Annotated in this window: 12 protein-coding genes; 10 read left to right on the top strand and 2 right to left on the bottom strand. The window is 58.3% G+C overall.

Features of this window, described 5'->3' with window-relative positions:
* Positions 1-127 precede the first annotated feature (127 nt).
* Genes EC9_RS09190 through EC9_RS09145 form a run of 10 tightly spaced genes read left to right on the top strand, consistent with a single transcriptional unit; the run spans position 128 to position 7656 of the window.
* Complete coding sequence (locus EC9_RS09190) at positions 128-610, top strand: Na+/H+ antiporter subunit E (protein WP_145344292.1); 483 nt, start codon at positions 128-130, stop codon at positions 608-610.
* A 5-nt stretch (positions 611-615) separates the two neighbouring features.
* Positions 616-897 carry a monovalent cation/H+ antiporter complex subunit F gene (locus EC9_RS09185; RefSeq protein ID WP_145092641.1) on the top strand — a complete coding sequence of 94 codons (282 nt, stop codon included), beginning with the start codon at positions 616-618 and terminating at the stop codon, positions 895-897.
* On the top strand, positions 894-1229 hold the full coding sequence (gene mnhG, locus EC9_RS09180) for a monovalent cation/H(+) antiporter subunit G (protein WP_145344290.1): 336 nt from the start codon (positions 894-896) through the stop codon (positions 1227-1229). Before EC9_RS09185 ends, mnhG begins: the two co-directional genes overlap by 4 nt.
* Entirely contained in the window at positions 1226-1777 is a 552-nt protein-coding gene (locus EC9_RS09175; protein WP_145119896.1) for a DUF4040 domain-containing protein, read from the top strand. Before mnhG ends, EC9_RS09175 begins: the two co-directional genes overlap by 4 nt.
* Positions 1774-2211: a Na(+)/H(+) antiporter subunit B gene (locus EC9_RS09170; RefSeq protein WP_145119894.1), complete on the top strand. Its 438-nt coding sequence runs from the start codon at positions 1774-1776 to the stop codon at positions 2209-2211. Before EC9_RS09175 ends, EC9_RS09170 begins: the two co-directional genes overlap by 4 nt.
* A 2-nt stretch (positions 2212-2213) precedes the next feature.
* Entirely contained in the window at positions 2214-2717 is a 504-nt protein-coding gene (locus EC9_RS09165; RefSeq protein ID WP_145124092.1) for a sodium:proton antiporter, read from the top strand.
* A complete protein-coding gene (locus EC9_RS09160; protein ID WP_246106035.1) occupies positions 2714-4195 on the top strand; it encodes a monovalent cation/H+ antiporter subunit D family protein in 1482 nt (493 codons plus the stop codon). The genes EC9_RS09165 and EC9_RS09160 overlap by 4 nt, the downstream gene beginning before the upstream one ends.
* Positions 4195-5688 carry a proton-conducting transporter transmembrane domain-containing protein gene (locus EC9_RS09155; RefSeq protein WP_145344288.1) on the top strand — a complete coding sequence of 498 codons (1494 nt, stop codon included), beginning with the start codon at positions 4195-4197 and terminating at the stop codon, positions 5686-5688. Before EC9_RS09160 ends, EC9_RS09155 begins: the two co-directional genes overlap by 1 nt.
* The gene (locus EC9_RS09150; RefSeq protein WP_145344286.1) at positions 5685-5963 is read left to right on the top strand and encodes a hypothetical protein; all 279 of its coding nucleotides are present in this window, start codon (positions 5685-5687) and stop codon (positions 5961-5963) included. The genes EC9_RS09155 and EC9_RS09150 overlap by 4 nt, the downstream gene beginning before the upstream one ends.
* On the top strand, positions 5953-7656 hold the full coding sequence (locus EC9_RS09145) for a Na(+)/H(+) antiporter subunit D (protein WP_246106034.1): 1704 nt from the start codon (positions 5953-5955) through the stop codon (positions 7654-7656). Before EC9_RS09150 ends, EC9_RS09145 begins: the two co-directional genes overlap by 11 nt.
* A gap of 433 nt (positions 7657-8089) precedes the next feature.
* Here EC9_RS09145 and EC9_RS09140 read toward each other — a convergent pair whose 3' ends face one another.
* Complete coding sequence (locus EC9_RS09140; protein WP_145344282.1) at positions 8090-9091, bottom strand: hypothetical protein; 1002 nt, start codon at positions 9089-9091, stop codon at positions 8090-8092.
* Between the two features lie 445 nt (positions 9092-9536).
* Positions 9537-12632 carry a hypothetical protein gene (locus tag EC9_RS09135; protein ID WP_145344280.1) on the bottom strand — a complete coding sequence of 1032 codons (3096 nt, stop codon included), beginning with the start codon at positions 12630-12632 and terminating at the stop codon, positions 9537-9539.
* Position 12633 lies beyond the last annotated feature (1 nt).

Here is a 12633-nt window from a genome sequence, read left to right as displayed (position 1 = left end):
GCGGGGAGGCGGTGAAAACGGGGCGAGCGAGAGCATGAAATGGCTGACAGCCCCCCTGCAAGTCGACTTGATCGATCGTTATAGTGCTTCCATCTTGCCTATCGTTCGAGAATGCGTAGAGCATACTGTGAAATATCTGTTTATCATCACTCTCAGCATCGCCTTGTTCGCAACCTGGTTGTTGTGGTCGGGGCACTTTGACGATCCTTTCCTGATCGCTTTGGGAGTTGGGTCGTGTGTGATTTCGGTGGCGATCTCGCGACGGATGAAGATCATCGACGAGGAAGGGGCGCCGGCTCATCTGGGCCTGCGACCGTTCACCTCCTACGCGCCGTGGCTGATCAAAGAGATCGTTCAGTCGAACATGGAAGTCACACGGATCATACTGTCGCCCAAAATGCCGCTGCAACGGAGCATGATCCGCGTTTCGGCGAATCAAAAGACCGAGTTGGGCCGCGTTATTCTCGCCAACTCGATCACCCTGACTCCCGGAACGGTGACCGTTCGCGTCGAAGGTAATTCGATTCTGGTCCATGCATTGTCGTTCGAAGGGGCCGCCGAAGACCTCTCCGGCGAAATGGATCGCCGCGTTTGCGCATTGGAGAAGTAACGGTCATGACAGGCATCTTCCTGATAACATCGATCGCGATCCTGATCACGATGGCGTTGGCTCTGATCCGAGCGATGCTCGGCCCAACCGTTTTCGACCGCGTGCTGGCGCTGAATATGGTCGGAACCAAAACCGTGCTGCTGATTGCGGTGGTGGATGTCGCCACCGAGCGAGGCGATTTTCTCGACCTGGCGCTCCTCTACAGCCTGATGAACTTCATCGGGATGGTCGCCCTGCTGCGATTCACCGAATACGGCAGCTTCAGCCGCGAGGGGACCGAGCTATGATCGCGCTCGATATCCTCAGCTGGGCCCTGATGTTGATCGGTGCCTTTTTTTCGATCGTCGGTGGAATCGGGATCGTCCGCTTGCCCGAATTCTTCTCGCGACTGCATGGCGCTGGAATCACCGACACGATGGGTGCCGGAGCGATCTTGTTGGGACTGGTCTTCCAAGTAGGGCTCAGTCTCGCCGCGGTGAAGTTGATAATGATCTTGTTCTTCTTGCTGGTGACCAGCCCCAGTTCGTGCCACGCGTTGGCGCGTTCCGCTTTCACACATGGGTTGAAACCTGTGCTGGATTCCTCACGACGCGATGGAAGCTCGGGAACGGAAGTATGAATCTGATCGTCTTTACCATTCTCGCAATGCTCGCCGCGACCGCGGTCACCGTCGCGCGGATCCGCGATCTGTGGGCAGCGATCATGTTCACGGGGATCTACAGTTTTCTTAGCGCCAGTTGGATGCTGATCCTCGACGCGCCCGACGTCGCGTTTACCGAAGCGGCTGTTGGCGCGGGGATCTCGACCGTCCTGATGCTCAGCACGTTGGTCCTGGTCGGTCCCAGTGACGCCGGCCGTCGCAAGCCCGCTTTGGTGCCGTTGACGGTTGTCACGATCACCGGTTGTGCGTTGGTCTACGGCACGCTGGACATGCCTCATTTTGGCGATCCCAACGATCCGATTCACCTGCATCCGCGGCCATCGTTTGTCGAAAAATCGCAAGTCGACATGCACGGCTTGCCGAACGTGATCACCTCCGTTTTGGCTAGCTACCGCGGTTACGATACGCTTGGCGAAACGACGGTTGTTTTGACAGCTGGGATCGCGGTGCTGCTGATCTTACGAAAAGAGAAAGACGAGCCCGAACGGGAGGCTGTCTCCCAATGATTGCGTTTCCGATCATTCGAGTCGTCACCAAACTGCTGATTCCCTACATCCTGTTGTTTGGTTTCTACGTTCAATTCCATGGTGACTTTGGCCCCGGCGGCGGCTTCCAAGCCGGCGTGATCTTGGCTGCAGCGTTGATCCTGTACGGCTTGGTCTTCGGACTGCAAGCTGTGCAGCGCGTCGTCCCGGCTTGGGCCGTTGAAAAGATGATGGCGTTGGGCGTCTTGATCTACGCGGGGACGGGGATCACCACCATCTTGTTGGGCGGAAAGTTCCTCGACTATGAAGTCCTCGATCACCACCTGCTGCCCGGCATCCTGCCGCATGGCCAACACTTGGGGATCTTTGTTGTGGAGCTTGGTGTAGGGATCACGGTGACTGCGGTGATGACGATGATCTTCTACACGTTTGCGGGAAGGAAACACGTTCTGTGAATATGGAACAAGTCGTCGGATTGTATAACTACTGGGTTGTCATCTTTTTGATGATGACCGGGTTCTATATGGTCATTGCCCGACGCAATTTGATGAAATCGATCATCGGCCTGAACATCTTCCAAACCTCGGTCTTCCTGTTGTACATCACGATGGGGAAGATCCACGGCGGCACCGCGCCGATCGTTCCTCCTCGGATTGTGCAGAACCACGCTCACGATGGACATGCCGACGGGGAAGCCGCCGGACACGCCGCCTCGCACGCGGCCGAAGTGGCTCATGCAACAGGCAAGAGTGTGGAAGAGGTGATCGAAGCGGGAGCGAGGATGTCGGGAGAAGTCGATGGGATCATCTACTCGAATCCCCTGCCGAGTGTTTTGATGCTGACGGCGATTGTGGTCGGTATCGCCACGACCGCCCTGGCGCTGTCGTTGATCGTGCGTATCCGTGAAGACTACGGAACGATCGATGAGGAGAAGATTTTGGAAATGGATCGGCTGCCGTGATCGCTCAAAACCTGCCGGTCCTGCTGATCGTGGTACCGTTGATTGCAGCACCGCTGTGCGTGCTGATTGGAAATCGCAAGCTCGTTTATTTGCTGGCTCTCGCCGTCGCCTGCGCCGTCTTTGCGATGTCGGTTGGTCTGATGGCCGAGGTCGTTCGATCGGGGCCGATTCACTACAACATCGGCAATTGGGCGCCTCCCTACGGCATCGAATACGTCGTCGATGGGCTCAGCGGATTTGTGCTGCTGTTTGTCTCTGCGATCGGCGCGGTCGTGCTGTTATACGCGCCGCCAAGTGTGGAAGCTGAGATCCCGGCGTCGAAGCACTATCTGTTTTACGCAACCTATCTGTTGTGCCTGACCGGATTGCTGGGGATCTGCATCACCGGCGATCTGTTTAACGTTTTTGTCTTCTTAGAGATCTCGTCGCTGTCGTCGTACGCATTGATCAGTCTGGGGCGAACCCGCCGCGCACCGTTGGCCGCTCTTCAGTATTTGATCCTGGGGACCGTGGGGGCCACGTTTATTCTGATCGGAATCGGGCTGATCTATCAGATGACCGGGACGTTAAATATGGCCGACATCGCCCAGCGGTTGCCGGTCGGTTTGCAGACCCGCACCGGGTTGGTGGCGTTTGCTTTTTTAACGATCGGTTTGTGTATCAAGATGGCGGTCTTTCCGCTGCACACCTGGCTGCCCGGAGCGTACACCTACGCCCCCTCGGTCGTCACCTGCTTTATCGCGGCGACGGCGACCAAAGTCTCGGTCTACACGTTCATTCGCATCGTCTTTGGAATCATCTCGCCGCAGTTTGCGTTTGTCGAATTGCCGTTGGCCAAGGGGCTGATGATGATGGCGATCGTCGGCATCTTCGCCGCCTCGCTCGCTGCGATCTATCAACAAGATGTCAAACGCATCCTCGCTTTCTCCAGCATCGCCCAAGTCGGATACATGTTGTTGGGGATCAGTATCAGCAACGAAGCGGGACTGTCCGCCGGGATCGTTCACATGTTTAACCATGCGATCATCAAAGGTGGTCTGTTTATGGTCGTTGGTTGCTTTACGCTGCGATTGGGATCGAGCCAATTGAGCGATTGGCGGGGCGCCGGGCGGACGATGCCTTGGACCGCGCTGGCCTGGACCGTCGGCGGCCTCGGTTTGATCGGTGTTCCCGTGACCGCCGGCTTTGTCAGCAAGTGGATGTTGTTGACGGCGGTCATCGATTCGGGAGCTTGGCCGGTCGGCATCTTGATGCTGCTGAGTTCTCTGTTGGCGTTGCTTTATATCTGGCGAGTCGTCGAGACGTTGTACTTTAACGAACCGACGGAGATCGCGGGCCAAGCGACCGAACCGCCGCTGCGAATGTTGATTCCGACCTATCTGGTGGTTGGATCGACGTTGGTCTTTGGCGTTTGGACCGTCTATTCGGCCGGCTTGGCTCAATTTGCTGCGATCGGTTTGTTGGGAGGAACCCCCTGATGACTCCTGAAAACCTTCTGATCCTGGCGATGGGATTGCCGTTGATCGGCGTCGGTCTGGTCTTCCTGTTTGGCAAGCTGCCGAACGTGCGCGAAGCCGCTTCGCTGACGATCGCGATCGCGCTGTTTGGCATCACCTGCCTGTTGGCATCACACGTTTTTGCCGGCGGACGTCCCGAGTGGCATATCGGTGAAATGATCCCTGGGTTCGAGATCGCTTTTACGGTCGAACCGCTGGGGATGCTGTTCGCCTTGGTCGCGTCGGGGCTTTGGATTTTGACGACCGTTTATGCCGCGGGCTACATGCGTGGCAACCACGAATCGCACCAGACGCGGTTCTTCGCCTGCTTTGCCGCGGCGATCTTCGCAGCTTTGGCAGCCGCCTTTTCCGCGAACCTGTTCACGCTGTTTGTCGCTTACGAAATCATGACGATCTCCACCTACCCGTTGGTCACGCACCACGGCACCCGCGAGGCTCGTAACGGAGGCCGCGTCTACTTGGGGATCCTGCTTTCGACTTCGGTTGCGTTCTTCATGTTTGCGATCGCTTGGACGTCGAACATCGCCGGCACACTCGACTTTCGATTGGGCGGAATCCTGGCCGAGCCCTTGGCCGATGGGAAGATCACCGAAACACAACTCGGCGTTTTGCTGGGGCTGTTTGCGTTTGGAATCGGCAAAGCTGCCTTGATGCCGTTCCACCGCTGGCTACCAGCGGCGATGGTCGCACCCACGCCCGTCAGTGCTCTACTGCACGCGGTGGCTGTCGTGAAAGTCGGCGTCTTTTCGGTCCTTAAAGTCGCTGTCTTCATCTTCGGTATTGATCTGCTGCGAACGACGAGCGTCAGCATCTGGCTAGCCTATGTCGCCGCGGGAACGCTGGTGACCGCTTCGCTCGTTGCGATGACGAAGGACAGCCTGAAGGCGAGGCTCGCTTATTCGACGATCAGCCAACTTGCATACATTTCGCTTGGGGCCGCCTTGGCGACGCCCGCCAGCGTGATCGGCGGTGGGATGCATATCGCGATGCACGCCGTCGGCAAGATCACCTTGTTCTTTTGTGCCGGTGCGATCTACGTGGCGACCCACAAAAAGAAGATCAGCCAGATGCAAGGGCTGGGGCGACAGATGCCCTTCACGTTTGCAGCGTTTCTGATCGCATCGCTCAGCATTATCGGCTTGCCTCCTGGTGGCGGCGTCTGGAGCAAATGGTTCCTCGCGGTTGGCACCGTCGAAACGCAGCACTATTTGCTGACCGCCGCGCTGATGATCAGCTCGCTGTTGAACATCGCCTATCTGATTCCCATTCCGATCCGCGCCTTCATGGCTCCCCAGGAAACGACAGCCGATCCGCACGCTGCTCCCGCTGGGATTCAAGAGGCTCCGTGGATGTGCGTCGTGCCGCTGTGCCTGACCGCGGCGCTTAGCATCGTGCTGTTTTTCACCGCCGGTTCGATTTACGAAGTCTTGCTGCCGCTGGTCTCATCGCAATGAATGCCTCCAAACATAAATCCAAACGAGTGACCGATCCGCCCAGCTGGTTCGAACGGCCGCGGAACATCAACGCGATGATCGCCGGATTGGTGATCGTTTGCGGATTGTTGGTTGTCGCCGATCTGTTTTACACCAATCCGCATCCGCACTTCGACCTCGAGACCTCGTTTGGATTCCAAGCTTGGTTTGGCTTCGTCTCCTTTGTCGTGATCGTTTTCCTGGGCCGCATCCTGCGAATGATCGTGGGCCGCAAGGAGGATTATTATGATCGCTAATCTGCCTCCTGGCTTGATCATGATTCTCGGGGCCCTGGTGTTGCCCTTTGTCGCTCGTCGGCTGCAAGCCTACGGCGTCTTGGCCCTTTCGGTGATCAGCCTTGGCCTGTTTTTGATCACGCCCGCCGGCGAACATGGCAACATCACGCTGTTTGGCATGACGTTGAATATGGTCCGGATCGATTCGTTGAGCCGGATCTTTGGGATCGTGTTTCATATCGCCGCGATCGTGTCGTCGATCTACGCGCTGCATGTCCGCGATCCGCGACAGCATATCGCCGCGTTAGTCTATGCAGGCGGAGCGATCGGTGCCTGTTGTGCCGGCGACCTGATCACGCTGTTCGTGTTCTGGGAACTGACGGCTCTGTCGAGCGTCTTTCTGATCTGGGCCAGCGACAGCGAGCGATCGTATCGCAGCGGAATGCGTTACCTGATCATTCAAGTCGCCTCGGGCGTGCTGCTGTTATCTGGAGCGATCATCCATTACGTCCAGTCGGGCAGTTTGACGTTCGACAGTTTTGTCGTCGAAGGGCAACCGTTGGGTTTGGCAGCGACTTTGATCCTGCTGGCCCTGGGCATCAAGTGCGCGTTTCCGCTGCTGCATAATTGGTTGCAGGATTCTTACCCCGAAGCGACAGCGACGGGGACGGTTTTTCTGAGTGCGTTTACGACGAAGCTGGCCGTTTATTCATTGATCCGCGGTTTTGCGGGGCTCGATCTTTTGATCCCGATCGGATGCGCGATGACGCTCTTCCCGATCGTTTTTGCAGTGATCGAAAACGATCTTCGCCGAGTGCTCGCGTACAGTCTGAACAACCAATTGGGGTTCATGGTCGTCGGCGTTGGGATCGGAACCGAACTGGCGATCAACGGCACGGTGGCTCACGCGTTCTGTCACATCATCTACAAATCGCTGCTGTTCATGTCGATGGGAGCTGTGCTGTATCGCGTCGGCACGACGAAGGCTACCGAGTTGGGTGGGCTGCACAAATCGATGCCTTGGACGACGCTCTTCTGCATCATCGGTGCCGGAGCGATCTCGGGATTCCCGTTGTTGAGCGGTTTTATCAGCAAGTCGATGATCATTTCCGCCGCCGCCGAACAGCATCAGTTCTGGGTTTGGATCGTGCTGCTGATCGCATCGGCGGGCGTGATGGAGCACTCGGGAATCAAGATCCCCTTCTTCGCTTTCTTCGCTCACGATTCGGGCAAGCGAGTGGAAGAGGCACCTTGGAATATGCTGACCGCGATGGCGATCGCCGCCTTCTTCTGCGTCGGCTTGGGAATCGCTTATCCGTTGCTGTACCGGATGCTCCCCTACACCGTCGACTACCATCCCTACACCGTGACACACGTGGTCACGCAGATGCAGTTGTTGTTGTTCGCACTGCTGGCCTTTGTGGTGTTGATGAAGTCGGGGCTGTATCCCGCCGAACAGCGGTCGACGAATCTCGACACCGACTGGATCTATCGCCGCTTGTTGCCCGCCTGCATCCGCGGATTGCGAACTGTTTACGATGTAATCAACGACGCCTTCCGCAGCGACATGGTGGTGATCGTCCACGGCATCATGGACTTCACTCGAGCGACGTTCAACGAAAACGGCATCTTGGGCCGCACCTGGTCCAGCAGCACCATGACCCTCTGGGCCACCCTGCTGCTAGCCGTCTGTCTGCTGCTGTATTATCTGTAGCATCGCCGTTTCTGCCGGCTGATACATCGAGTTGAGCACGCTGCTGCCCCCTGAGTTTTGCCGACGTCAGAAACGCGCGGCCCGATGGGCACGCGGTTAAACGAGGGGGAGAGTCGCGCGTCGTTTAACCGCGTGGGCATCGCCCCGCGTTCCTGGGGTGGTTGGCACTGAATAAACAACGGCCGTGCACGGGAAGCAACGCGCGGCCCGATGGGCACGCGGTTAAACGAAGGGGTGAGTCGCCCGTCGTTACGTTCAACGAAGCGTAGTGGACGAGGCTAATTGCTTCCACGGTCCGAGGCTCCTTCGTTCAACCGCGTGGGCATCGCCCCGCGCTCCTGGGTTGGTTTACACTCAACAAACAACGCCCGTGCACGTGAAGATGTGCAGCGGGCGTGGTGTGTTTGCTAGTGTCGATGGGGCTCAGCCGGCGTTAGCGATCGCGACCGATCGCTCCGCCAATTTCAGCTCCGATCTGACCGCCGGCGCGGCCGCCGATCGATTCGCCAACACCGGCACCGATCGATGCACCGGCGCGAGCTCCGTTGCTCGACCGTCCGTTGTTGCGATCGTTCCAATAGCCTTGGTGGCGCTGGCCATAGCCATCATCCCAGACGCGGTCGTTCCACTGCGAATCGTTCATGTAGCGATCGCCATCGCGGCGGTATCGGCGGCCGTCGCGATCGAAGTAGTAGGGACCATCAAACTCGCCTTGGATATTGGCATCGCCACGGTAGCCCATGCGATGTCGTGGTTGATGTCCGTCGTGGTGTCCCGCTTGTTGGCGAGGGTTCAAGTAGCGGTTGTTGGTGTAGTCGAACCAGCGACCGTCAACCCAGTAGGCCCAGCGACCGTTGCCACGATCGCCCAACCAATACCACCAGCGATCGTTGTGTTGACGGAAACGCCATTTGTCGTTGGCATCGTTGTTCGCTTGAGCGTTTGGATTGGCTTCGTTATTGGCTTGAGCGTCCTCCAAAAGTTCGGCGTCGCCTTGCAGCAATGCCTGCGAATCGCGAGTCTGCTGCGACTGCAGATCGGCTTCGGGATTGATTCCCGCATCGGCATCGACTCCAGCAGGTCGATTACCGTTCTCATCGACGCCTACACCTAGCGGAGTGTTCGTGCCGGTCTGCACATCGGCAGCGGTCGGCCCATCGCCTTGAACCTGAGCCTTCGTGTCAGTATCCGCGTCGACGGTCGCCTTTGCTTCGACATCGGCATCAACGTCCAGATCGGCCTGCGCTTCGGCCGCTGGCTGATTCGGCACCGCAGCTTCGGCAGCTTCACCAATCTCCTGCCCCAGCTCAGCAGCCGCCTCGCCGGTCGCATTCAACGCCCCGTCGATGGCATCTCCAACATCCTGAGCCTTCGCGGCTTGGAATCCAAATAAACTTGCAGCCAATGCGGCGGTGCAAAATGTCGTTCGTCTCATCGTTCACTTCTCCGTTCAGAAAAATCGTGTGGGAGGGAGTGGATTGCGAACAGGACCAAGCAACGAGCTCCCGTTCGCAAACCATCGGTACGATGATTCCAAAGGCAGATCGCGTGCCAAATCAATTTGGGGCACTCGCCAATGCCGATCAACCAGGCAGCGATTGGAAAAACGAATCGAAATCGTCACGAACAGGATCCATCGACCGCAAACCGCATCCAACCAATCGGCGTGAGATCAGCCAACATGGTTGCTGAGCTGCCAACGTGCGGGCACGACAAACCGCAGAGTGGGCTCGTGGACAGGCCTCCTGGCGGCAAGAGTGCTCAATTGCGAGGGGCTATTCACGCTGGGAAACCGAGGTTGAACAGCGGGACGCCGAGCGATCTACCGATGGCGTCTACGATATATGCATCGCTAGCCGGCAGCATCGCATTGCCGCGCGTTAGAATCGCGGCGGTTGCGTGTTGGGGGTCGCGGTTTGAGGCTGAGGCTGAGGGGGAACGCCGAAGCCTTGCTGTAGGTCGCCGAGGTTCAAATTTTGGATCTGCAGATCGATGATCTCCAGAGTTCGCGGTTTGAACTTCAAGATCTCGGCTTGAAATGATCCGCCCGATTGGCCGTTAGCGTATTGCCGCTGCAATTCGACGGGGCGGTTGCGAACACCTTCGATTACGAACAGGTCTTTGTCGGCGATGTAGCCCATTCGGTCGGCGGTCCCGCGGAACAAGCCCTTCTCGTTGCGACCCTGGAACGCGACGTTCGACATCGCTTTGGCTTCCCATTGCCCAAACGACTGGCCACGTAAATTAAACTGATGTGCCGACGGCGTTTGCGAAAACTCCAACTGGTCGCAGTCCAAGACGGCTTGTCCGTCCTGAGCTTCGACGATCTGCCGCGCGTCGATCCGTTGCTCCTCGTTGGCGACCGGAGAGGTTGCGACGCGGACACCGCGGACAAAACGCAACACCTTGTTGGCGAAGTTGCCTTCGATCTTCTCCTGGTAGACCAGGTGAGCGGCCAGCCAGCCACCGGTTTTCGAGAGCGTTGCCAATGGGCCCGAGTCGGTCACTTCCGGCTTGCTCCACATGTGGTACCACCCCGGTCCGCTTCCCAATAGCTGCGATTGGGCTGGGGTCACGTCGAGGGTGGGCAATTGCAATTGGTGGCTTCCCATCAGATTGCCGCGAAGATCGCGTTGGACCGCCGACAGCAAGACTCCATTGCTGTTTGCATCGATCCCGCGAAACGAGATCCGTTCGACATCGGCTTGCTTCGAAGCGTCGGGAGCTGTGAAGTTGATCCGCTGGGCCAAGCTGACTTCCAACAAATCGCAGCCGACGTGCAGGTCCCAACGCGTCGGTTCGTCTAGCGTCGTCACTGCTCCGGTCATTTTGACGCCACGCATCAACTGAGCGGTGCGGCCGTTGAATTGCATCTGACCTTCCCAAGTGCAGCGCGGCGGCGCGACCCAGCGGAAGTTCGATTCTCCGGCGGCTGACAGAACCGAGGTTGGCATTTGGAATTCGCCGGCGCGGTCCATGAACAACGAATTGTCGCCCATTCGCAATTGGACCATCGGGCCGCGGAAGTAGCCGTCGGCGATCTCGATCTGTGCTGGAAAGCCGGAAACCTGGACGATCCGCCCTTCGGCGCCGTCGACAAAAATCAATTCGCGTCCGGTCAAGACGACCGGCAACGGGCCTTGCTGCGATTCGAGAACGTGTTCGATGCGGACGTCTTCGTTGATCGAAAACTCATGCGCGACAGCGTTCTTGCCGTCGGTCAAAATGTTCGCCGACAACGTGCGGCCGCTGATATGAGGCCGTGGCTGGCTGGCGGCGGCGGGCTGCCCAAAGCCAGCGCCCAAACCTCCCGTCGCGGCGACCGACGATTCGGGTTCCTTGGTCCACAGTTTCAACGACTCTCCCGAAGCGCGATTCAGCCGCAGTTGTTGCTCCGGCGGTGAATCGGCGGAGACTTGTTCGATGAACAGATCTAGCTGTTCGGTCTTGGCGTAGATCTCACGCGTATCGAACAGCACGTTCCCCTTGGCGACTAGGCTCTCAGGACGGAATCGTCCCTTCAGCGGTGCATCGTCATCTTCCTTCTTGGACTCAGGCGTTTCGGGCAACAGCGTGAAGCCTAAGCCGAGGCTGTCGGTGCGGATCCGGCCATCGTCGGGCAGGATCGCCGACGCTTGCAGCATCCACAACTGATACTTGTTCGGTTCGGTCTGGGGCGTGATCCGCAGTTGATCCTGCCATCCGAAAGATCGAAAGGGCATCGTCGGATCGTGTGCAATCAGCCGGCCCTCGCCCGCGGCTTTCAATTGGATCAAGTCGGTCGGAGCGCCGGGAGTAAAGCGATACTCAAAATCGGTCAGCACCAACTGCATCGCGCGATGGGCGATATCGATCCCGCGCGAACTGGCGATTCGAATCACGCCGCTGCGGAAATCGGCGTCGATCAATTCGGCGGAGACGCGCGTCATCAACGTCGGCGCGTCGAAGGTGACTGGGCCACCAAAGGCGCGGACGCGACGAATCATTCGATCGGGACTTGGTTTGGCGACCGAGTTACCAAACGGATCTTCCAGCTCGATCGCCAAATTGGGACACCGGATCACATCGACCGGCAGGCCGGGACCGCGATGTTCGATGGTGACTTGATTGCTTAGCGACAACGTGTAAGTGGCGAAATCGAACCGCATCGCGCCGCCGCAGCGAACGTCTAGACTGCCGCCAACGCCCGATGGCGGGATCGATCCCGGCGGACGCGCGGCCAGGACTTCGGGAAGCGCTGGCCAGAGGGTTCCCTGTTCCAACGGGACATGCAGTCGATCCAGATAGATCAACGTCAGTTCGTTCAGCACCGCCAGCGGTGAATCGGAACGCTGAGTCGGTATTTTGCCGCCGCCAGCTAATGCGATCGTCAAGTCGCGGCCTTCGGCGACGGCGTCGCCGACTTGCACGCGGACCGGTGCCGTCGTCCAGATCTTCTTACCATTGATGCGGACGTCGCTGGCGTTGATCTGCAACCGATCGCTACCGTCGCTTTTGGTGGCCGGGCCGATGATCTGCACGTTGCCGATCAGATGGCCTCCTTGAACCGGAGGCGTGCTGCCATCGATCACCGACAGTGATTCGGCGAATTCGATCTCCGCACCACCGGGGGCTTCCAACAGGATCGGACGACGCATGTTGACTTCGCCGCTGGGCGTTTCGCCCGCTGAATCATCGCTGCGCAGCAACAACGTGACGGGAGACAGCTTCCAGCGATTATCGCTCAACCGTTGCCAGTCTTTGAACAACAGCACACCGATCTCGGTCTCGATCTGCTTGGGCGATTCACGCTGCCACGATCCCGGTTTGAAATACTCTGCGATCTTCGAATCGCCGACGTCCGATGGCGCGCGGATCGGGATCTCGGCGAGCTGCTTTTGCCCCACCAACGCTGGCGCGATTGCATAATCGTAGCCCCAGGCTGCCAACAAGCAGACCACAAGCGCTTTGATAAAATCCAACGGTGAAGTGGGCATC

This window comes from Rosistilla ulvae (genome assembly GCF_007741475.1).
Taxonomy (GTDB): domain Bacteria; phylum Planctomycetota; class Planctomycetia; order Pirellulales; family Pirellulaceae; genus Rosistilla; species Rosistilla ulvae.
Note: the sequence above shows the minus strand (reverse complement) of the source record. Positions and strands in the feature narration are given on the sequence as shown.

Coding starts and splice junctions, on each gene's coding strand:
- EC9_RS09185 (WP_145092641.1), top strand. CDS start 616: ATGACAGGCATCTTCCTGATAACATCGATCGCGATCCTGATCACGATG.
- mnhG (WP_145344290.1), top strand. CDS start 894: ATGATCGCGCTCGATATCCTCAGCTGGGCCCTGATGTTGATCGGTGCC.
- EC9_RS09175 (WP_145119896.1), top strand. CDS start 1,226: ATGAATCTGATCGTCTTTACCATTCTCGCAATGCTCGCCGCGACCGCG.
- EC9_RS09170 (WP_145119894.1), top strand. CDS start 1,774: ATGATTGCGTTTCCGATCATTCGAGTCGTCACCAAACTGCTGATTCCC.
- EC9_RS09165 (WP_145124092.1), top strand. CDS start 2,214: ATGGAACAAGTCGTCGGATTGTATAACTACTGGGTTGTCATCTTTTTG.
- EC9_RS09155 (WP_145344288.1), top strand. CDS start 4,195: ATGACTCCTGAAAACCTTCTGATCCTGGCGATGGGATTGCCGTTGATC.
- EC9_RS09150 (WP_145344286.1), top strand. CDS start 5,685: ATGAATGCCTCCAAACATAAATCCAAACGAGTGACCGATCCGCCCAGC.
- EC9_RS09145 (WP_246106034.1), top strand. CDS start 5,953: ATGATCGCTAATCTGCCTCCTGGCTTGATCATGATTCTCGGGGCCCTG.
- EC9_RS09140 (WP_145344282.1), bottom strand. CDS start 9,091: ATGAGACGAACGACATTTTGCACCGCCGCATTGGCTGCAAGTTTATTT.
- EC9_RS09135 (WP_145344280.1), bottom strand. CDS start 12,632: ATGCCCACTTCACCGTTGGATTTTATCAAAGCGCTTGTGGTCTGCTTG.